Source organism: Streptomyces erythrochromogenes, assembly GCF_040684695.1.
GTDB lineage: Bacteria > Actinomycetota > Actinomycetes > Streptomycetales > Streptomycetaceae > Streptomyces > Streptomyces erythrochromogenes_C.
The window spans coordinates 1-20,015 of sequence record NZ_JBFBGM010000010.1; the positions used below are offsets into that span (position 1 = coordinate 1).

General features: G+C 73.9%; 16 protein-coding genes and 1 pseudogene. 9 read left to right on the forward strand and 8 right to left on the reverse strand.

Translation table 11 applies throughout. From position 1 onward, the window contains the following. The 3 genes from AB0O53_RS16915 to AB0O53_RS16925 all read left to right on the forward strand — a co-directional run. Positions 1–574 (forward strand): ABC transporter ATP-binding protein (locus AB0O53_RS16915; RefSeq protein ID WP_365196281.1); only part of this gene is annotated, 574 nt, incomplete at its 5' end. Further along, on the forward strand, positions 561–1,445 hold the full coding sequence (locus AB0O53_RS16920; RefSeq protein ID WP_350993804.1) for an ABC transporter permease: 885 nt from the start codon (positions 561–563) through the stop codon (positions 1,443–1,445). The genes AB0O53_RS16915 and AB0O53_RS16920, both read left to right, overlap by 14 nt. Positions 1,446–1,459: 14 nt before the next feature. Next, positions 1,460–2,215 carry a sirohydrochlorin chelatase gene (locus tag AB0O53_RS16925; RefSeq protein WP_350993806.1) on the forward strand — a complete coding sequence of 252 codons (756 nt, stop codon included), beginning with the start codon at positions 1,460–1,462 and terminating at the stop codon, positions 2,213–2,215. Positions 2,216–2,228: 13 nt separating this feature from the next. Here AB0O53_RS16925 and AB0O53_RS16930 read toward each other — a convergent pair whose 3' ends face one another. After that, positions 2,229–3,230: a ketopantoate reductase family protein gene (locus tag AB0O53_RS16930; RefSeq protein ID WP_365196284.1), complete on the reverse strand. Its 1,002-nt coding sequence runs from the start codon at positions 3,228–3,230 to the stop codon at positions 2,229–2,231. Positions 3,231–3,292: 62 nt separating this feature from the next. On the opposite strand from AB0O53_RS16930, the gene AB0O53_RS16935 reads away from it, so the two are divergent. Further along, positions 3,293–3,673, forward strand: coding sequence for a nuclear transport factor 2 family protein (locus tag AB0O53_RS16935; protein ID WP_350993810.1), 381 nt, complete (start codon positions 3,293–3,295; stop codon positions 3,671–3,673). Positions 3,674–3,694: 21 nt separating this feature from the next. On the opposite strand, the gene AB0O53_RS16940 is transcribed toward AB0O53_RS16935, so the two are convergent. The 3 genes and pseudogenes from AB0O53_RS16940 to AB0O53_RS16950 all read right to left on the reverse strand — a co-directional run bounded on the left by AB0O53_RS16940 (position 3,695) and on the right by AB0O53_RS16950 (position 7,790). Further along, positions 3,695–4,261, reverse strand: a complete 567-nt coding sequence (locus AB0O53_RS16940; protein ID WP_350993812.1) for a DUF1697 domain-containing protein — start codon at positions 4,259–4,261, stop codon at positions 3,695–3,697. 20 nt (positions 4,262–4,281) lie between these two features. After that, positions 4,282–5,519, reverse strand: a pseudogene (gene mgt, locus AB0O53_RS16945) (macrolide-inactivating glycosyltransferase). 6 nt (positions 5,520–5,525) lie between these two features. Further along, a complete protein-coding gene (locus tag AB0O53_RS16950; protein ID WP_365196291.1) occupies positions 5,526–7,790 on the reverse strand; it encodes an FUSC family protein in 2,265 nt (754 codons plus the stop codon). 118 nt (positions 7,791–7,908) lie between these two features. Between AB0O53_RS16950 and AB0O53_RS16955 the strand changes: the two genes are divergently transcribed. Genes AB0O53_RS16955 through AB0O53_RS16970 form a run of 4 tightly spaced genes read left to right on the forward strand, consistent with a single transcriptional unit; the run spans position 7,909 to position 11,174 of the window. After that, positions 7,909–8,541, forward strand: a complete 633-nt coding sequence (locus AB0O53_RS16955) for a TetR/AcrR family transcriptional regulator (RefSeq protein ID WP_365196293.1) — start codon at positions 7,909–7,911, stop codon at positions 8,539–8,541. After that, on the forward strand, positions 8,538–9,449 hold the full coding sequence (locus AB0O53_RS16960; RefSeq protein WP_365196296.1) for an SDR family oxidoreductase: 912 nt from the start codon (positions 8,538–8,540) through the stop codon (positions 9,447–9,449). Before AB0O53_RS16955 ends, AB0O53_RS16960 begins: the two co-directional genes overlap by 4 nt. Before the next feature lie 23 nt (positions 9,450–9,472). Further along, positions 9,473–10,342, forward strand: coding sequence for a phosphotransferase enzyme family protein (locus AB0O53_RS16965; protein WP_350993821.1), 870 nt, complete (start codon positions 9,473–9,475; stop codon positions 10,340–10,342). Positions 10,343–10,388: 46 nt separating this feature from the next. Beyond that, positions 10,389–11,174 (forward strand): alpha/beta fold hydrolase, encoded by a 786-nt coding sequence (locus AB0O53_RS16970; RefSeq protein ID WP_365196299.1) that lies wholly within the window; start codon positions 10,389–10,391, stop codon positions 11,172–11,174. Positions 11,175–11,231: 57 nt separating this feature from the next. Here AB0O53_RS16970 and AB0O53_RS16975 read toward each other — a convergent pair whose 3' ends face one another. From AB0O53_RS16975 to AB0O53_RS16985, 3 genes are all read right to left on the reverse strand, one after another. Further along, positions 11,232–14,048 (reverse strand): hypothetical protein, encoded by a 2,817-nt coding sequence (locus AB0O53_RS16975; RefSeq protein ID WP_365196302.1) that lies wholly within the window; start codon positions 14,046–14,048, stop codon positions 11,232–11,234. Between the two features lie 175 nt (positions 14,049–14,223). Next, positions 14,224–14,961, reverse strand: coding sequence for a 3'-5' exonuclease (locus AB0O53_RS16980; protein WP_350993827.1), 738 nt, complete (start codon positions 14,959–14,961; stop codon positions 14,224–14,226). Positions 14,962–15,053: 92 nt separating this feature from the next. Continuing rightward, complete coding sequence (locus tag AB0O53_RS16985) at positions 15,054–16,331, reverse strand: DUF5919 domain-containing protein (RefSeq protein ID WP_136229580.1); 1,278 nt, start codon at positions 16,329–16,331, stop codon at positions 15,054–15,056. 285 nt (positions 16,332–16,616) lie between these two features. On the opposite strand from AB0O53_RS16985, the gene glgX reads away from it, so the two are divergent. Continuing rightward, complete coding sequence (glgX, locus tag AB0O53_RS16990; RefSeq protein WP_350994159.1) at positions 16,617–18,731, forward strand: glycogen debranching protein GlgX; 2,115 nt, start codon at positions 16,617–16,619, stop codon at positions 18,729–18,731. Here glgX and AB0O53_RS16995 read toward each other — a convergent pair. After that, a complete protein-coding gene (locus tag AB0O53_RS16995; protein ID WP_350993830.1) occupies positions 18,716–19,990 on the reverse strand; it encodes an MFS transporter in 1,275 nt (424 codons plus the stop codon). The genes glgX and AB0O53_RS16995 overlap by 16 nt on opposite strands. Positions 19,991–20,015 lie beyond the last annotated feature (25 nt).

Here is a 20,015-nt window from a genome sequence, read left to right on the forward strand (position 1 = left end):
GCCCACCGCGGGAACCATCGAGACCCCCGGCGGCCGCCCCGCCCTCATGTTCCAGGAACACGCCCTCTTCCCCTGGCTGACCGCCGGCAAGAACATCGAACTCGCCCTGCGCCTGCGCGGCGTCGCCAAAGCCGACCGCACCACCGAGGCCGAACGCCTCCTCGACCTCGTCCGCCTCGGCGGCGCCCACGGCAAGCGCGTCCACGAACTCTCCGGCGGCATGCGCCAGCGCGTCGCCCTCGCCCGCGCCCTCGCCCAGGACAGCCGCCTGCTCCTCATGGACGAACCCTTCGCGGCCCTGGACGCCATCACCCGCGACGTCCTGCACGGCGAACTCACCCGCATCTGGGAGGAGACCGGCCTCTCGGTCCTCTTCGTCACCCACAACGTCCGCGAGGCCGTCCGCCTCGCCCAGCGCGTGGTCCTGCTCTCCTCCCGCCCCGGACGGGTCGCCAAGGAATGGACCGTGGACATCCCGCAGCCGCGCCGCATCGAGGACGCCGACGTCGCGGAACTGTCCCTCGAGATCACTGAACACCTGCGTGGGGAGATCCGCCGCCATGGCCAGCACTGAAACGAAGGCGAAGACGGACGACCTCGCGGGGCTGGAGGCCGGACTCGACGCCCTGGACGCGGTCCAGACCCACCGCACGCCGGTCCGCGAGGTCCTGGTGAAGAAGGTCCTGCCGCCGTTCCTCGCGGTCGCCCTGGTCCTGGTGGTCTGGCAGGTCCTGGTCTCCCTGAAGGTCACCGACGAGACGAAGCTGCCCGCCCTTTCCGCGGTGTGGGACAGCCTGTCCGACATGTGGCTGAAGGGGACCCTGCTGGAGGTCATCTGGACCTCCGTCTCCCGCGGTCTGCTCGGCTTCCTGCTGGCCCTGGCCATCGGCACCCCGCTCGGCCTGCTGGTCGCCCGGGTGAAGTTCGTGCGCGCCGCGATCGGCCCGATCCTCCAGGGCCTGCAGTCCCTGCCGTCGGTGGCCTGGGTGCCGCCGGCCGTGCTCTGGTTCGGCCTCAACGACGCCATGATGTTCACCGTGATCCTGCTCGGCGCCGTCCCCTCCATCGCCAACGGGCTCGTCTCCGGCATCGACCAGGTCCCGCCGCTGTTCCTGCGGGCCGGACGCACGCTCGGCGCCACGGGCCTGCGCGGTGCCTGGCACGTGGTCATGCCGGCCGCGCTGCCCGGCTACGTCGCCGGTCTCAAGCAGGGCTGGGCCTTCTCCTGGCGCTCGCTCATGGCCGCCGAGATCATCGCCTCCTCCCCCGACCTCGGCCTGGGCCTGGGCCAGCTCCTGGAGAACGGCCGCAACAACATCGACCTCCCCGGCGTGTTCCTCGCGATCATCCTCATCCTCGTCGTCGGCATCGCCATCGACCTGCTGATCTTCAGCCCCGTCGAGCGCTACGTCCTGCGCAGCCGCGGCCTGCTGGTCAAGAGCTGAACGGGCTGAGCCGCATGGGACCCGTACTGCTGGTCATCGCCCACGGCAGCCGCGATCCGCGGCATGCAGCGACCGTGCACGCCCTCACCGGGCGGGTGCGGGCGCTGCGGCCCGGACTGCGGGTGGAGACGGCCTTCCTGGACTTCAACGCCCCGCGCGTCGAGCAGGTGCTGTCGGCGCTGCACGCCGAGGGCGTCCGCGACGTGGTGGCCCTGCCGCTGCTGCTGACCCGGGCCTTCCACGCGAAGGCCGACATCCCGGCGGCGCTGTCGGACGCGCTGACCCGCCTGCCGGGCCTCTCGGTCTCGGTGGCGGACGTCCTCGGACCGTCCCCGCTGCTCGTCGAGGCGCTCGAACGCCGGCTGTCCGAAGCCGGCCTCACCCCGGCGGACCGCGCCACCACCGCGGTGGTGCTCGCGTCCGCCGGCTCCACGGACCCGGAGGCGATCGCAGTGATCGCTGAAATCGCGCGGGAGTGGCGGCACACCGGTTGGTGCGCCGTGCGGCCTGCGTTCGCCTCCGCCGCTCTGCCCCGTACGGAGGACGCCGTACGGGCCCTGCGTGCCGAGGGCTTCGCCCGGGTGGCGGTGGCCCCGTACGTCATCGCCCCCGGCCGGCTCCCGGACCGCATCGCGGCCGGCGCCGAGGCCGCGGGCGCCGACGTGGTGGCCGACGTCCTGGGCGCGGCCCCGGAACTGGCCCTCCTGCTGCTGCGCCGCTACGACGCGGCCGCCGCGGCACCGGCCCGGCTCCGGGCCCTGACGGCCTGAGCCGCCGGCCGGCCTACGCGCGGGCGGCGGCCTCGTCGGCCAGGGCCGTCAGGTCCGCGATGGACATGGCGCCCGGCGGCAGGCCCTCCCGGGCGAAGATGTTCGCCGCGTGCCGCAGGACGTCGTTGACCGGGGTGGGCACGGCGTGCAGCCGCCCCAGCAGCGAGATCTCGCCGTTGAGGTAGTCCGCCTCGACCGAGCCCGTGCCGCGCGCCAGGCTCTGCCAGGAGGATCCGCCGCGCACGCCCGGCGGCTGCTCGACCTTCCCGTCGCGGGCCTGCGACTGCTCCGCGTCCGAGGCGTAGGCGATGCCGGCCGCCCCGAAGGCGGCCTTCGCCTCGCGGACGGCCCGCAGCAGCAGCGCCGCCTTCGCCGGGTCGGGCTCCGGGCCGGTCGTGGCCTGGATGGCGTTGCCCAGGTTCCCCAGGAGCTTCGCGTACTTCCACCGCATGACGTCCTCGACGGGCGGGGCGTCGAAGCCCGCCCCGGCGAGGTCCGCCGCGACGGTCCGGGTGAGCCCGTCCGTGCCGCCGGCGGCCCGGCCCAGGTGCAGGATGCCGGTCCGCGGGGCGCACAGGGCCGAGACCACGCCCGGCTCCAGGAAGGTGGCGGGCAGCCATACGCACACCCCGTACACGCGCGCGAAGCGCCGTAGCGCCAGCCGCTCGCTCTCCACGCCGTTCTGCGCGCAGAGCACCGGGAGCCGCTGGGCGGCCGTGCCGCCGCCCGCGACCTCCGCGTCGCCCCAGGCGTCGAGCGCCGCGATCGCGTCCTGGGTCTTCACCGCCAGCAACAGCACGTCGTCCGGACGCAGTTCGCCCATCTCGTCCGGTCCGGTGACCACCGGCAGCCGGTGCACGCGGCTCCCGTCCGCCGTCGTGAGCCGCAGCCCGTCGGACCGCAGGGCCTGCGCGTGCGCACCGCGTGCGACGAGGACGACCTCGCCGCCCGCCTCCGCGAGCCGTCCGCCGATGGTGGCGCCGACCGCGCCCGCGCCGATGATGATGTACCGCATGGCGATGAGCCTGGCACACCCCGCCGGCTCCGTCGTCCGCGGGGCCGGGTCAGGATGGGCCCATGGGTGGGAACGAAGAAGGCGTGGCCGAGGCGGTCGCGCGCGAGATGCAGTTGATGAGCCCGGGCGTGCGGACGTCGGGGGTGCTGGCGGACCGGCTCCTCGACCCGGAGTTCGTCGAGGTGGGCGCCTCGGGCCGCCGGTGGGACCGGGAGGCGATGCTCGCGGCGCTGGCGGACCTGGAGGGCGGCGCCGAGGACGGTCCGCACTACGAACCCGCCGGCATGACGGGGGTCGAACTGGCGCCGGGGCTGGTGCACCTCACGTACGAGACCGTGATCGACGGGCGCCGGGCGCGCCGGAGTTCGATCTGGCGGAAGTCTGACGACGGGGCCGGCTGGCGCATGTACTACCACCAGGCCACGCCGGTGCCGGAGGAGTAGACGCGGGGCGGAAGGCAGGGGTCAGGGGCCGGTGAGCTCCACGAGCTTGGCGACGGTGTTCCAGTTGCGGGTGGTGGCGTCGATGCCCTTGACGACGGCGGGCCGGGCGAGGGCCTCGGCCAGTTTGGAACGGCCGAGGCCGTCGGGGGCGTAGAGGTAGAGGACCCGGTCGCCGAGCCGGTACTCCTCGGGGAGGAACGCCGCCCGGTCGAGCGCGGCGAAGCGCTCCGGGCCGGGCTGCTCGGAGAGGAAGGTGGCGTGGAGCTGCCTGCCCTCCAGCTCCGCGGCCGGGAAGGGGCAGGCGTCCGCGACGGCCCGCAGGTACGCGCCGTCCACCACCAGGCACGCGACCCGGAAGCCGAAGTGCCCCTCGATGGCCCTCTCCAGCTCCCGGGCGAGCGCCACCGGGTCGGTCTTCGCGCTGCTGAAGACCGCGTTGCCGCTCTGCAGGTACGTCTGGACGTCGCCGTGCCCGAGTCCGTCCAGGACGGAGCGCAGCTCCGCCATCGGGACCTTCTTGCTGCCGCCGACGTTGATGCCGCGCAGCAGCGCCGCGTACTTCGTCGTCGCCGTGGCCTTCTTCGTCATGGGGGCACCTTAGGTGGTGGCTATGACAGTTCGGCCTCGATGAGGTCGGCGGCCCGGTGCGTGCCGCCCTCGGTGGCCATGGCGGCCCGGATCTCCTCGGCGCGGGCGGCGACGGCGGGGTCGGCGACGAGGGCGAGGACCGCCTCGCGGAGGGTGGCCGCGTCCGCGTCGGCCATCGGGACGTGTCGGGCCACGCCCAGGGAGGCCAGCATGTCGGCGTTGCCGAACTGGTCGACGGCCTGGGGGACGGCGACCATCGGGGTGGCGGTGGCGAGCCCCTCCTGGCTGCCGCCGGCGCCCGCGTGGGTGATGAAGGCATCGGCCTGGCGCAGGATGTCCAGCTGGGGTACCCAGCGGTGGACCTCGACGTCGGCGGGGATCTCGCCCAGCTCGGCTTCGTCGGTGAACTTGCCGATCTGCAGGACCAGGTACCAGTCGGGCAGGCCGGCGAAGGCCTCGATGCAGGCGCGGTAGAAGGCGGGCTGCTTGGTGAAGGCCGAGCCGAGCGAGACGAGGACGACCTTCTTGCCGTGCGCGGCCTCGGGCCGGTTCCAGGTGCCCTGGGTGGCGCTGCGGTCGCCCTGGCAGGCTCCGACGAAGGTGTGGACGGACGTGTCGACGCGGTCGGCGTGGGGCTGGAGGGCCCTGGGGATCAGGACGAGGCTGCGGCGGGGGCGGCCCTGGAAGCGGTCGACCTGGTCGTCGAGGCCGTTCTCGGTGAGCCACGCCGCGAACTTGGCGTAGTACGCCTGCCCGCGTTCGGAGGCCTTCAGCCCGGCGAACAACGGCTCGGCCACCTCCTCCTCGTATCCCCCCCAGGCGACGAGGTTCGGGGAGAGGGAGACGGCGGGGACGCCCCAGCGGTGGGCGAGCACGGGCGCCGGGTAGGAGGTGATGTCGTGGAGGACGAGGTCCGGTTCGTCGCCCTCGAAGGCGGCGGCGAGCTGCGGGAGGACCTGGATTGCGTCGTTCAGGAAGGGCTCCAGATTGTCGATGAGTTCGGTGCCCCAGGCCTCCGGCTCGTCGTCGGTGGGGAGGGTCGAGGTGTAGATCACGGGCGTGGCGCCGGTCTCGGCGACCTTCTCGGCGAAGGCCGCGGGGATGGCGTAGCTGACGCGGTGGCCCCGGGCGACGAGTTCCCGGATCACCTCGATGCTCGGATTCACGTGCCCGTGGGCGGCGATGGAGAACATGGCGATGTGGGCGGGCTTGGCTGAGGTCATGATCCGACTCTAGCGAGACGATACGTCTCGTGCAATCTCTTTCAGGCCGACCGCGGCGGGCGGGGCGCGGGCGCGCCGGTGGAGTCGCCGGCCCCGGCCTCCTCGGGGACGTGGCAGGGCGCCAGTACGCGCTCGACGTCGAGGGTGAGCGAGTCGAGCCAGATCTGGGCGGCGAAGAACTCCGCAGGGGCGACGACTTCCGAGGGGGCGGCGGCCTCCGGGGGCGCGACGGCCCCCACCACCTGCGCCGCGCCGCCGCCCTCACCGCCGGTACCGGGTGCCGGCCCGACGGCGACGGCGCCCGCGCCGCCCGCCCCGTGCGACCCGTGCGACCCGTGCGACGCGTCCGCCGACGGGATCGTGGCCGCGTGCTGCGCCGCACCCCGCATCCGGGCGGCCACACCGTCCGCCCGGCCGCTGAGCCGCTCCCCGTTGCCCGGCCCGAGATCCGGGCCGGCGCGGGCGAGCAGCCTCCGCGAGCCCCAGAGCACGTGGTGGCCCGTGATCATGGCCGCCTGCCAGTCGGGCGCGCCGGCCAGCGCCGCCCGCGGCTCGCTCTGACGCTGCGCGTACGCGCTCTCCGCCAGCGAGAGCGCGAGCTGGAGCGCCCGGTCGTCGGGGGCGGTGTCCCGCCGGCCGGCGACCACGGCGGCCGTGGTCGCCTCGACCGTCTCGGCCTCCCGCGCCAGCAGCAGCGCGACCGCACGGTGCAGCTCGGCCTGCGCCCCCCGAGGCCAGGCCATCAGTCCGAACACGACGCCGACCATGCTGCCGATGATCACGTCCATGAGCCGGACCCCGGCCAGCCGCCAGGTGACGGGAGCCAGCTGCGCGAAGACGAAGGACACGACGAGGGTGAACATGCCCTGCGCCCAGCCCACGCCCCGGACCGGCCCCACCGTGAAGGCCACCAGCATCACCAGGGGCAGGATGAGGGCGTAGACGGTGGTGTGCCCGCCGACCAGGGCCAGCACCACGGCGGCCAGGAGCGCGCCGAGCAGGGTCCCGGCGAGCGCCTGGCGGACGGTCGCCTTGGTCTGGGCGACCGTGGTCCGGGTGAGGCTGAGGACGGCGAGCATCGCCCAGAAGCCGTGGGGCAGCGACTCCACGCCGGCGAGCGTGCGGGCGGCCGCCAGCGCGAGGCTGATCCGGACGGCGTTCTGGAAGTGCACCGAGCGCGGCCCGGCGTGCGCCGCCAGCCGGTGCCACCACAGGCGGGGTGCGTGGCGGCCCGCGTACCAGAACCGGCCGGAGTCGGTCCCGGGGGGCAGCGGGGCGCGCCGGCCCCGGACCGCCAGTTCGGCGGCGGTCGCGAAGGCCACGGCGGCGTCCGCCACCTCCAGCAGCGCCGCCCGGCGGCGGCCGCGTACCGCGGGCACCGGCTGCGACTCCCGCGCGGCGGCCTCCCGCACCTCTTCCCGCAGCCGCCGCAGGGCGTCGGCCTCGGCGGTCGCGCGGCCCGTCCCGGCCAGCAGGGCTCCGGTCTCCGCGGCGGACCGGCCGACGGCCTCCAGCAGCTGCTGTCCGGTCCGGTGCGGCGGCTCCCCCGGAGGCGGCGGGGGCAGGATCGCCAGCCGCCCGAGCAGCGTGCGCGCCCCCAGGCCGGTGTGGGCGAGGGCGCGGTCGCGCAGGCCCGGCCCGGCCGGCCGTTCGGCCTCCTCCACGTGCAGGGGGCGCAGCGACTCGCCGGTCCTGCGAGCGGTCTCCACCTCGGCCGCGGGCAGCGTGTACGGGGGCCGGCCCAGCTCCGCGGCGAAGCGGGCGGCGGTACCGGCCGCCCCGGCGGCCAGCTCCCGGTAGGTGGTGCCGCGCTGCTCGGGGAGGATGAACTTCTCGGCGAGGATCAGCAGGATCAGGCCGAAGGTCGCACCTCCCAGCCGCTGGCCGAGGGTGTCGGGTGCGTAGGGCGGGAAGCACGGCAGGATGTAGAGCAGCTGGAGTCCGGGGGCGGCGCCCGCCGCCCGGGGACCGGCCGCCGCCACGAAGGCGATGGCGAAGCCGATGACCAGCATGCCGGCCACGGCGGTCCAGGTCCGTACCGCGAGGAAGGTGCCCGCGGTCAGCAGCACCCACACCACCGGCAGGGTCCTGACCAGGACGGCGGCCCGCTGGCCGCCGGTGCCGGGGATGCGGGAGAGGGCCGCCATCGAGACCACGGCGAAGAGGGCGTACGTCGCCGCCACGGGCCGGTCCAGCCCGTACAGGCACACGTAGAACGCGCCGCACGCGCAGAGGGTGGTGCGGATCGCGCGCCGCGCCACGCCGCTGGGGCCGCGGCCCGCGCTCACGTCTTTTTCGGCACCCACCACTCCAGCATCGGGCCGGTCACCGGAAGCCACCACCCGCCGGCCGGCTTGCCGCGCCCTCGGCCGGAGGGTTTAATGAATGAACAGGCATTCATTAATGAGGAGGAGGTGGCCGGTCGTGGCACGCCCGCGCGGGGTCGAGGACGCGGTGATCCTCCGGGCCGCGGCCCGGGTCATGGGCCGGGTGGGACCGACGGGGCTCACGCTGGCGGCCGTGGCCGGCGAGGTCGGCCTGGTGCCCGGCACCCTCGTGCAGCGGTTCGGGTCCAAGCGCGGCCTGCTGCTGGCGCTCGCCGACGCGTCCGCCGAGGAAGCGGGCGAGCTGGCCGCCCGTGCGCGCACGGCGCACCCGTCCGCGCTCGGCGCCCTGGCGGAGCTGACGTCGCAGACCCTGGCGGACATGGACACGCCGGAGAGCTTCGCCCACCACCTGGCCTTCCTGTGCACGGACCTCACCGATCCGCAGCTGTACGAACGCGCCCTGGCCGTTCACCGGGCCCAGCGGCGGGCGATCGAGGACTTGCTGGCGCAGGCCACCGACGCGGGCGAGCTCCGTCCGGGGACGGACGCCGCGGCCCTGGCCGGCACCGTGCAGGCGATCACCGCCGGAGCGGGCCTGACCTGGGCCGTCGAGCGCCGGGGCGGCCTCGCCGAGCGGGTGCGCCGCGAGCTGGACGCCGTACTGCGCCCGCATCTCCCCCAGCGCCCGGACCTCCCGCCGGGCCACCGCGACGAACCGGAGGAAGCATGACGACCGACCTACGCCCGCTGACGGGCACAGTGGCGCTCGTCGCCGGCGGCACCCGCGGCGGCGGACGCGGCATCGCCGTCGCACTCGGCTCCGCCGGCGCGACGGTGTACGTCACCGGGCGCAGCAGCGGCGCCGGGCGTTCGCACCTGGACCGTCCGGAGACGATCGAGGACACGGCGGCGAGGGTCACGGCCGCGGGCGGCCGGGGCATCGCCGTCCGCACCGACCACAGCCGTCCCGAGGAGGTGCGGGCCCTCGTCGACCGGATCGCCTCCGAACAGGACGGTCGCCTCGACGTCCTGGTCAACTCGGTGTGGGGCGGGGACCCGCTGACCGACTGGGAACACCCGCTGTGGGAGCAGGACCTGGAGACCGGTCTGCGGCTGCTGCGGCAGGCGGTGGAGACCCATGTGATCACGAGCCGGTTCGCGCTGCCGCTGATGGTCGCCCGCGGGAGCGGCCTGGTGGTCGAGGTCACGGACGGCAACACCGCCCGCTACCGCGGCTCGTTCTTCTACGACCTGGCGAAGTCCGCGGTGATCCGGCTGGCCTTCGCACAGGCCGCCGAGCTCAGGCCGCACGGCGTCGCCGCCGTGGCGATCACCCCCGGCTTCCTGCGTTCGGAGGCCATGCTCGACCACTTCGGCGTCACCGAGGCCACCTGGCGCGACGGCGTGGCGCAGGACCCCGACTTCGCCCACTCCGAGTCCCCCGCGTACCTGGGCCGGGCGGTCGCGGCACTGGCCGCCGACCCGCAGGTCATGGCCAAGACCGGCCGGGCACTGGCCACGTGGGGCCTGTACGAGGAGTACGGGTTCACCGACGCCGACGGCACCCGGCCCGACTTCGCCGCCCACTGGGCGAAGTCCCTGGAGGAGGAGCACGGCCCGCTCGGCGACCCCCTCTGACGGACGGTGGTAGAAACAGCCGCATGGACGAGGCGCGGGCGAGGGACGTACTGACGGCGGCGGGCCTGACCGGTGGCGGGGGCGGATCCGCGGAGCCCGTCCTGCTCGCGCTCGGCGAGAACGCCGTGTTCGCCGTCGGCGACCTCGTGGTGAAGGTGGGCCGGGAGGCCGCGCTGCTGGAACGGGCCGCACGCGAACTGGCGGTGGCCGACTGGCTCGCCGCGTCCGGGATCCCGGCGGTCCGCGCGGCCGAGCCGGAGCCGCGGCTGGTGGGCGGGCATCCGCTGACCCTGTGGCACCGGCTCCCGGATGCGGTGCGGCCCGCGGGACCCGAGGACCTGGCGGTGCTGCTGCGGGCCGTCCACGCCCTGCCCGCGCCGCCGTTCGCCCTGCCCGCGCGGGACCTGCTGGGCGGGGTGGAGCGCTGGCTGCGGCTGGCGGGGGACGCCATCGACCCGGCCGACGCGGCGTACCTGCGCTCGCGCCGCGACGGCTACGCGCAGGAGGTGGCGGGCCTGTCCCCGCACCTGCCGCCGGGCCCGGTCCACGGCGACGCCCTGCCCCGCAACGTCCACGTCGGCCCGGACGGCCCGGCCCTGGTGGACCTGGAGACCGTATCGGTGGACCTGCGCGAGCACGACCTGGTGGTGATGGCCCTGTCCCGCGACCGGTACGGGATGCCCGCCGGGGAGTACGAGGCCTTCGCCGCGGCGTACGGATGGGACGTCCGCGACTGGGAGGGCTGCGCGGTCCTGCGCGGCGCCCGCGAGACGGCCAGCTGCGCCTGGGTCGCCCAGCACGCTCCCGCCGACCCGGCGGCCCTGGCCGAGTTCCGCCGCCGCGTGGCCTCCCTCAGGGACGGCGACCCGCGGACGCGGTGGCGCTCCTTCTAGGGATCGGGGGGTGGTGGGCACCGCGCCGACCTGCGAACATCTGCGGATGATCACACTCTCCGATGATCTCGGACACCTCTCCTACGTCGTCACCGGCGACGGGCCGCCCCTCGTGCTGGTGCACGCCGGGATCGCCGACCACCACATGTGGGACGCGGTCGTCCCCGCCCTCGCGGAACGGCACACCGTCATCCGCTACGACCTGCGGGGCTTCGGGCAGTCCGCGCCGCCGAGCGGGCCGTTCAGGGAGACCGACGACCTGCGCCGCCTCCTGGACCACCTCGGACACGACCGGGTCCGGCTCGTGGGCGCGTCCTGGGGCGGCCGGGTGGCCGTGGACTTCACCCTGACCCACCCGGACCGGGTCCACTCCCTCGCGCTGCTGGCCGCGCCGTGGCCGGGATACGACTGGTCGGCGGAGATGATCGCCTACGACGAGGCGGAGACGCGGGCCCTGGCCTCGGGCGACTTGGACGCCGCCGTCGCCACGAACCTGGAGATGTGGGTGCGTGGTCCGGCCCGTGCATGGGAGGACGTCGCCGCCGGAATGGCCGACCGGCTCCGCGAGCCGGTGCGCACGTCGCTGGTGAACCAGGACGTCGTCGGTGAGCACTCCCAGGGCGTCGTACGGGGCGACCTGTCCGGGATCCGCGTCCCCACCCTGGTCGGGATCGGCGGGCTCGACGTCGCCGACTTCCAGGACATCGGCCGGCGCTACGCCTCCGAGATCCCCGGGGCGACCCTGGTCGAGTTCCCGACGGCCGCGCACCTCATCGCGATGGACGCGCCCGCCGAACTCACCGCGGCACTGGCCCCGTTCCTGACCCGCTAGCCGTCCACCCTCCCTGCGCCGGCCCGGTCGGCCGGCGCAAGGACGGTGGTTCCGGCGCTACTTCGTGAAGTAGCCGGCGACGTCGGCGATCAGGTCCACCGATCCCGCGTTGTTGTAGAAGCTGACCTTCCCGTTCACCACCGGGACGACGACCAGGTTCGGAATCGTCTGCCCGGTGGTGAAGTTGAGGTTCGACGCACTGGTCCGGGTCGTACCGTCCGGGTACACCGACACATAGCTGCCCGTGGTCGGGTCGGTCGCGGTCACGTTCAGCACGACGGCCGTCACACCGGACGCCGGGATCCCCGGCGCACCCGCGACCTGCAGGGTCACCGTGCCACCCTGGCCGACCTTCGCCTTCGGCACGCCCAGCCCGCTGCGCGTGTCCATCAACCGGGCCGGCGTGACCGGCTTGTACGAGGAACCCGAGCCGTCCGTCGTGTAGTAGCCGGCGACGTCGGCGATCAGGTCCACCGATCCCGCGTTGTTGTAGAAGCTGACCTTCCCGTTCACCACCGGGACGACGACCAGGTTCGGAATCGTCTGCCCGGTGGTGAAGTTGAGGTTCGACGCACTGGTCCGGGTCGTACCGTCCGGGTACACCGACACATAGCTGCCCGTGGTCGGGTCGGTCGCGGTCACGTTCAGCACGACGGCCGTCACACCGGACGCCGGGATCCCCGGCGCACCCGCGACCTGCAGGGTCACCGTGCCACCCTGGCCGACCTTCGCCTTCGGCACGCCCAGCCCGCTGCGCGTGTCCATCAACCGCGTCGGCGTGACGGGCTTGTAGGTCGAGCCGGAGCCGTCCGTCGTGTAGTAGCCGGCGACGTCGGCGATCAGGTCCACCGATCCCGCGTTGTTGTAGAAGCCGACCTTCCCGTTCACCACGGGGACGACGACCAGGTTCGGAATCGTCTGCCCCGCCGTGAAGTTGAGGTTCGACGCACTCGAACGCGGTGTCCCGTCGGGGTACACGGAGACGTGGCCGGCCGTGGTCGGGTCGGTCGCCGTCACGTTCAGCACGACGGCCGTGACACCGGAAGCCGGAATCCCGGACGCACCCGCGACCTGCAGGGTCACGGTCCCGCCCTGGCCGACCTTCGCCTTCGGCACGCCCAGCCCGCTGCGCGTGTCCATCAACCGGGCCGGCGTGACCGGCTTGTACGTGCCCAGGCCGGAGACCGGGGGCGGCGTCACCGTCAGCGTGCCCGCCGCGTACTGGTGGTTCAGCGCGCTCACGCTGATGTTCCAGTGGCCCGCGGGAGCCGTGCGCAGGTCCACGGTCGCCTTCAGGGTGCGGGCGTCGTCGGAGACCGAGACGGTCTTGGCCGTCAGCGGCGCCGGTCCTCCGGTCAGCTGGACGGTGGTGCTCATGCCCAGTGCCGTGCCCTGCAGGGTGAGGGTGGCGACCGTACCGCTCTGCACGGTGGTCGGCGTGATCGTCCCGATGGTCACCTGCTCCGAGCCGCAAGGCGCGGTGGTGCAGACGAGTTCGGCGCGGTAGGCCGTGCGCTCCGTACGGTCGGGCAGCGCGAGGACGAACAGGCCCTGGTCGGAGCCCTGGCACTCGTACGAGGACGGCCTGCCCGTGCAGAGGTTGGTCCCGGCCTTGGTGTACAGCAAGGGCTCCGGGATGTCCGTCCCACCGTCCGTGGCCGTGATGTCGGCCCTGAACCGGTCGCCCGAGACGCTCGGCAGGACGGCGCACACGCCGGTCCGCTCCTCGGAGAGCGTGCCGGTCAGCGGACCGTACCCGTACGCGACCGACTCGACGCGCTTGCAATCGGCGGCGGGACCGGCGGCCGTGGCGATCCGCCAGGCGTCGAGGCGGTACGAAGCAGGCAGGGACCAGTTCTCGGGGGCCTGGGTGACGACCTGGTAGCCGGTGGACCCGGTGGGCGTGCACGCCCAGGTCCGCGGGTGGCAGGCGATGCCGCCGGCATTGTCCATGATCAGCATGTTCGTGCTGTCGTGGGCGTCCCGGACGTCGACGTGCAGCCGGTCCGTGGCGGCGGCCGTGGTGACCCGGTGGCAGCGCAGGGCGCCGCTCTGGCCGGAGGTCCCGGTCTGTGCCGGGGCGCCGACCGTCGTTGCGGCCGAGGTGGCGCAGCCGCGGGCCGCGGCGGTGACGTCGCGGCGGTCCAGGATGTGGCCGCGCGGGACGTCCTGTCCCTCCAGGAGCACGGTGTAGGCCTTGCCCGCGGTGAAGGAGCAGCTGGTGAGGCCGTCGGTCCGGAGCTGCTGGCCCGGGGTGGGGTGGCTGTAGCACGAAGGCCCGTCGCCGTCGGTGTCGATCATGGTGATCGCGTAGTCCGGGAACAGGTCCGCGTCCTCGGGCCGGCTGTAGCGGATGCGCAGGAGTTCGGAGGTGGAGTGCGCGTCGGCCGGAATCGTCAGGCAGTGGGAGAAGACGCCGTTGCCGGTTTCCAGCCGCACCGTCCCCGAGTCGTCGGCGAACGTCCCCGCGGGCAGCGTCCCGCACTCCTTCTGGAGTACGTCCGTGCGGACGAAGTGGACCCCGTACGGACCGGTGGCCTCGGTGCCGTCGGCGTGCACCAGCGCACGGAACGGTGCCGTACCGGTCAGTGCGCACTCGCCCCGCACCAGATCACCGGCGGTGCACTGCGCGGTGCCGTTCCGGTCGACCACCTCGACCTCGACGGTCAGGCCCGCGCCGCCGCGCGAGGTGAGGGCGGCGATCCGGGCGCCCTGCGGGCTCGGCAGCTCCAGGCAGTGGGTCTTCCCGGCCGTGGTGAACGTACCGGCGTACCGCCCCTCGGTGACGGCGACGCAGTCCTCGGCGGCCGGTGCGGCCTGAGCGGCACCCACCGGGAGCAGCAGCGCCGCGAGGACGCCGAGCAGACAGGTCAATACGGTGTGAATCGGGCGTCTTCCCGACGCCGCTGCGGTTCTCATGGACCCCCCATGGTGATGTGCGACGAGCGATCGTCGCACACCCGTACGGGGGTCGGCGCGGCCAATATCCATGGGCCCGCCACCGCCCGGCCGGGCCCCGTCCCGACGGGTCCGGTCGGGCCCCGTCCGGTCAGGCCGGAACCAGGTCGCGCAGGGGCCAGGCGGTGTCGATCACCGCGTCCGGGGTGCCCTGGCGGCGCAGGTAGGACTGGAAGTCCCGGGCCCAGCGGGCGTGCCAGGTGCCCTGCTGGGCGTGCAGGTCGGCCGGGGTCAGCGCGGCCACCTGCGGGTGCCGCTCGGCTATCGCGCGGGCCACGTGGACCGCGGCCAGCGCGTCCGCGCCCGCGTCGTGCGCCGCCTCCAGCGTGACCCCGTACACACCGCAGACGGCCTCCAGGGTCCGCTTGCCGCGCCGGAAGCGGTCCACGGCCCGGTCGATGGTCAGCGGGTCGACCACCGGGCCGGTCCGCGCCCCGCCCAGCCGGTCCGCCAGCGAGGGCAGCCCGTGCCGGGCCAGCTCGGCGCTGAGCAGCGTGAGGTCGAAGGCCGCGTTGTACGCGACGACCACCGCCCCCGTGCGCCAGTGCGCGACCAGCGCCTCCGCGACCTCGTCGGCGACCTCCCGCACCGGACGGCCCTCCGCGACCGCCCGCTCCGTACTGATCCCGTGGATGGCCGCGGCCTCCTCCGGGATCGCTATCCCCGGATCCGCGAGCCAGCCCCGCCGCTCGTGCACCGCGCCGCCGCGCACCTCGACCACGGCCGCCGTCACGATCCTCGACTCGCCCGGCTCCGTGCCGGTCGTCTCCAGGTCGAACCCGATCAGCACCCGGCCGTGCCAGCCCCCGATACCGCGCTGGTCCTCCACCCCTCGTCCCTCCCCCGTACACCTTCGGTCAACGGGTTTCAGCCTGCCACGGGCCACTGACAAGCCCGGCGACACCCCCTGCCCGGAGGTGCTCACGACACCGGCCGGGAGTCCTCCCACATCGACTCGAACTCCTCCCGGTAGGTCGCGAAGAGTCCGTGGTCGGCGTCCTTGGGCACCCCGCGGCCGCCGCCCCGCAGCACCAGCACGGGCGATTCCATACCGCGCGCCCGCCGCAGGTACGACTGGACCACCGCGATGCCCGACGCCTGCCCCTCCACCAGGTAGGCGGTGAAGCGCGGCGTCTCGTCGAAGACATGGATCTCGAAGCGCGAGGGGTCCCGCAGGCCCGCCCGGACCCGCCGCACGTGCAGGATGTTCATCTCCACGGAACGGCTCAGCTCGCCCTTGCGCAGCCCCAGCTCCCGCTCGCGCCGTTTGACCGCGCTGCTCGCCGGGTTCAGGAACAGCAGCCGCACCCGGCAGCCCGCCTCCGTCAGCCGGACGAGTCTTCGCCCCGAGAAGTTCTGCACCAGCAGGTTGAGCCCTATCCCGATGGCGTCGAGCCGCCGCGCGCCCCCGAAGAGGTCCTCGGCGGGCAGGTTGCGCTGGAGGCGCACCCGGTCCGGGTGGACCGAGACGACGTCCGCGTACCGGTCGCCCACCAGGTCCTCGACGGCGTCGATCGGCAGCCGGTCGGCGGCGGGGCTGCCGGAGCCCCCGCCCAGCACCTCCAGCAGCCGCGCCGAGGCCCGCTCCGCCTGCTCCAGCACGGGCCGCGACAGCGCCCGGTTGCGGGAGACGACGTTGCGGGTGACCTCCAGCTCGTCCAGGGCCAGCTCGATCTCGCGCCGGTCGTCGAAGTACGGCTCGAAGCACGGCCAGTGCTGGACCATCAGCTCCCGCAGCTGCGGGAGGGTCAGGAAGCTCAGCACGTTGTCGTCGGCGGAGTCGAGCAGGTAGCCCTTGCGCCGGCTGACCTCGCGCACGGCCACGGCCCGCTGCACCCACTCCTGTCCGGCGGGCCCGGCGGCCGCGACGACCCAGTCGTCCCCGCCGTGCACCGGTTCGTAGATCGGCCGCAGCACCGCGCCGACCACCGACCGCAGCCGCTGTTCGATCAGGTTGAGCCAGATGTACGCCCGGCCGGCCCGCTGCGCCCGCGTACGGACCTCGCTCCAGGCCTCCGCGCCCCAGTCCAGCTCGGCGCCGGCCCGGGCGCTCCCGGCCTCCGCCGGCCCGCCCGCCAGGGAGACCGCCCCTGCCGGGATCCCCGTCGGCGCCCCGCCGGGGACACCACCTGGGGCGTCCGCCGGGCCACCCTCGTGACTGCTGTCACCAGGGGGCAGCTCCAGACCTCCCGAGCTCACCCGTGCACCGCCTTCTGCGTCTGGACGCCCGTCTCCAGTGATCACGGAAGGGTATCCCGCGCGCGCGGCCCGGTGCAGCCCGATGGCCCGCACACGGGCCGCCCATTGACCCATTATCGGATGCACCGACAGTCCGCCGACCTGACGGTCGGTTCTGCGGGTCACCCGGTAGGACCACTCCCAAGTCCGCGCGTGGGGCCCCTCTTTCGGGGAAGATCTGGCAGTGACGCGGTCCACGCCGGATCATCCGGGAGTCTTTCGATACCGAGGGAAGAGTCGTTGTCTATGCAGGTCTGGCCGGGACAGGCGTATCCGCTCGGCGCCACGTACGACGGCGCCGGAACCAACTTCGCCGTCTACTCCGAGGCGGCGCGGCGCATCGAGCTGTGCCTCCTCCACGACGACGGCTCCGAGACCGCCGTCGAACTGCGCGAGACGGACGCCTTTGTCCGCCACGCGTACCTGCCCGGCATCATGCCGGGGCAGCGCTACGGCTTCCGCGTGCACGGCCCCTACGAGCCGGAGCGCGGCAGGCGCTGCAACGCGGCGAAACTGCTGCTGGACCCCTACGCACGGGCGATCAGCGGCAGGGTTAACTGGAACGAGGCGGTGTACGGCTACCACTTCGGGCGCCCCGACTCGCGCAACGACTTGGACTCCGCCCCGCACACGATGAGCTCGGTGGTGGTGAACCCGTACTTCGACTGGGCCAACGACCGGCCGCCGCGGCACGAGTACCACCACACCGTGCTGTACGAGGCCCACGTCAAAGGGCTGACCATGCGTCATCCCGATCTGCCGGAGGAACTGCGCGGCACGTACGGGGCGCTCGCGCACCCGGCGGTCATCGGCCACCTCGCCAAGCTCGGGGTGACGGCGCTGGAGCTGATGCCGGTGCACCAGTTCGTCAACGACCACCGGCTGGCCAACGACGGGCTGAGCAACTACTGGGGCTACAACACGATCGGCTTCTTCGCCCCGCACAACGGCTACGCGTCGGGCGACCGCGGCCAGCAGGTGCTGGAGTTCAAGTCGGCCGTGCGGGCCCTGCACGAGGCCGGCATCGAAGTGATCCTCGACGTGGTCTACAACCACACCGCCGAAGGCAACCACCTGGGCCCGACGCTGTCCTTCCGGGGTCTGGACAACGCCTCGTACTACCGGCTGTCGGACGACCCGCGGCACTACATGGACACCACGGGCACCGGGAACTCGCTGCTGATGCGCTCCCCGCACGTGCTCCAGCTGATCATGGACTCGCTGCGCTACTGGGTCACCGAGATGCACGTGGACGGCTTCCGCTTCGACCTCGCGGCGACGCTGGCCCGGCAGTTCCACGAGGTGGACCGGCTGTCGTCGTTCTTCGACCTGGTCCAGCAGGACCCGGTGGTCAGCCAGGTGAAGCTGATCGCGGAGCCGTGGGACCTCGGCGAGGGCGGTTACCAGGTGGGCAACTTCCCGCCGCTGTGGACGGAGTGGAACGGCAAGTACCGCGACACCGTACGGGACCTGTGGCGCGGGCAGCCGCGCACGCTCGCGGAGTTCGCGGGGCGCCTGACGGGGTCCTCCGACCTCTACCAGGACGACGGGCGGCGCCCGCTGGCGTCCATCAACTTCACCACCTGCCACGACGGGTTCACCCTGAACGACCTCGTCTCGTACGACGAGAAGCACAACGAGGCCAACCGGGAGGGCAACCGGGACGGCGAGAGCCACAACCGGTCCTGGAACTGCGGGGTGGAGGGCCCGACCGAGGACCCGGAGGTCCTGGCGCTGCGCGAACGGCAGATGCGCAACTTCACGGCCACCCTGCTGCTCTCGCAGGGGGTGCCGATGCTCAGCCACGGCGACGAGTTCGGCCGCACGCAGAACGGCAACAACAACGCCTACTGCCAGGACAACGAACTGTCGTGGGTGGGCTGGCCCGAGCCCGGCAAACCGGCGCCCTCGCTGCTGGAGTTCACCCGGCGGATGGTGTGGCTGCGCCGCGACCACCCGGTCTTCCGGCGGCGCCGGTTCTTCCACGGCCGGCCGGTCGAGGGCACGCACGACGAGCTCTCCGACATCGCCTGGTTCACCCCGCACGGCGAGGAGATGCGGGCGCGCGACTGGCAGGCGCAGCACGCGCGGGCGCTGACCGTGTTCCTCAACGGGGAGGCGATCTCCGAGCCGGGCAGCCGCGGGGAGCGGATCACGGACGACTCGTTCCTGCTGATGTTCAACGCGGGCGCGGATCCCCAGGACTTCACCGTTCCGCCGGGGCACGGCGCGCAGTGGCGGCTGGTGGTGGACACCTCCCGGGCGGAGGTACTGCCACCCGGCACCGGGCCGCAGTACGCGGCCGGCGACCGGGTGGCGCTGACGGGACGGTGTCTGGTGGTGCTTCAGCGGCCGGCGTAGGCGGGGGCCGGCCCGGCGACCGTGGCGGGGTCCGGCTCTGCGGCCGGGGCGATGTGCGGCCGGGCGGCGGGCACGCGGGTGACGAGGGCGAGGGCCAGGCTGAGCGCGGCCGCGCCCACCGCCACGGCGAAGGCTCCGCCCGGGCCGTACCGCTCGGCGAGGCGCCCGGCGACGACGAGCGCCACGGCCTGGCCGGCGACCAGGCTGCTGGCGGCGAAGGCCATCGCGGTGGCGAGCCTGGCCGGTTCCACGGCCCGCTCGGTGAGCGCGAACGCGGTGATCAGGTGGGGTGCGTAGGCGGCCCCGAGTACGGTGACGACCGCGTACAGCGGCACCAGGCTCTCGGTGACCAGCAGGGGCGCCGAGAGCACGAGGGCGGCGCCGGTCGCCACCCGCCAGCGCAGCCGCAGGCCGAAGCGGGCGGGCAGCGCGCCGAGCGCGAGGCCGACGGCGGCGCTGACCACGCCCATCGCGGAGTAGACGACGGCGGCCTGGTCCGGGACGCCGAGGCGGAGGGTGAGCGCGGTGATGCCCGCCTGGCAGGCGCCGAACATCACGCCCTGGAGGGCGAGGGAGCCCCGTACGGCGTGGACCACGGCGGGCGGCCGGACCCGGCGGCCCGTCCGCCGTCCGCGCGCCGGGGAGCCGGCGGTGGCGGAGGCGGTCGGGTGCAGGGCGAAGGCACTGCCGAAGACCGCGACCAGGCCCGCCGCGCCGGCCAGGGCGAAGGCCGGGTGCGCGATCAGGGCGGCGAGTCCGACCAGGGCGGGCCCGAAGACGAAGGAGACCTCGTCGAGGGTGCCTTCGAGCGCGTGCACGCCGCCCACGACGCCCTCGTCGGCCTCGGCCCGGTGGGCGAGGGCGACGGAGCGGGTCCGGGCGAGCGGCCCGATGAGCGGCACGGAGGCGCCGGTGAGGGCGCCGATCGCGGCGAGCGGGAGGGTCGCGAGGTGGGTGAGCGCACCGGCGACCAGGGCGGCGGTGGCGACGGCGTTGACCGCGGCGGCGGCCAGGACCACCGGCCGCTGTCCGTGCCGGTCGGCGAGCCGGCCGAGGACGGGTCCGCAGAGGACCTGTCCGGTGGAGAGCGCGCCTCCCACGATGCCCGCGGTGGCCAGGGAGCCGCTGGTCTGGGCGACCAGCAGGAAGCTTCCGAACTGGGACATCGCGACGGGGAGGCGGGCGAGGAAAGAGACGAGCGGGAGCAGGGGCCCGGTCAGGGCGATGACGCTTCGATAGATGTTGACGGTTCCGACCACTTGATCGACACTAACCCGGCGCAGT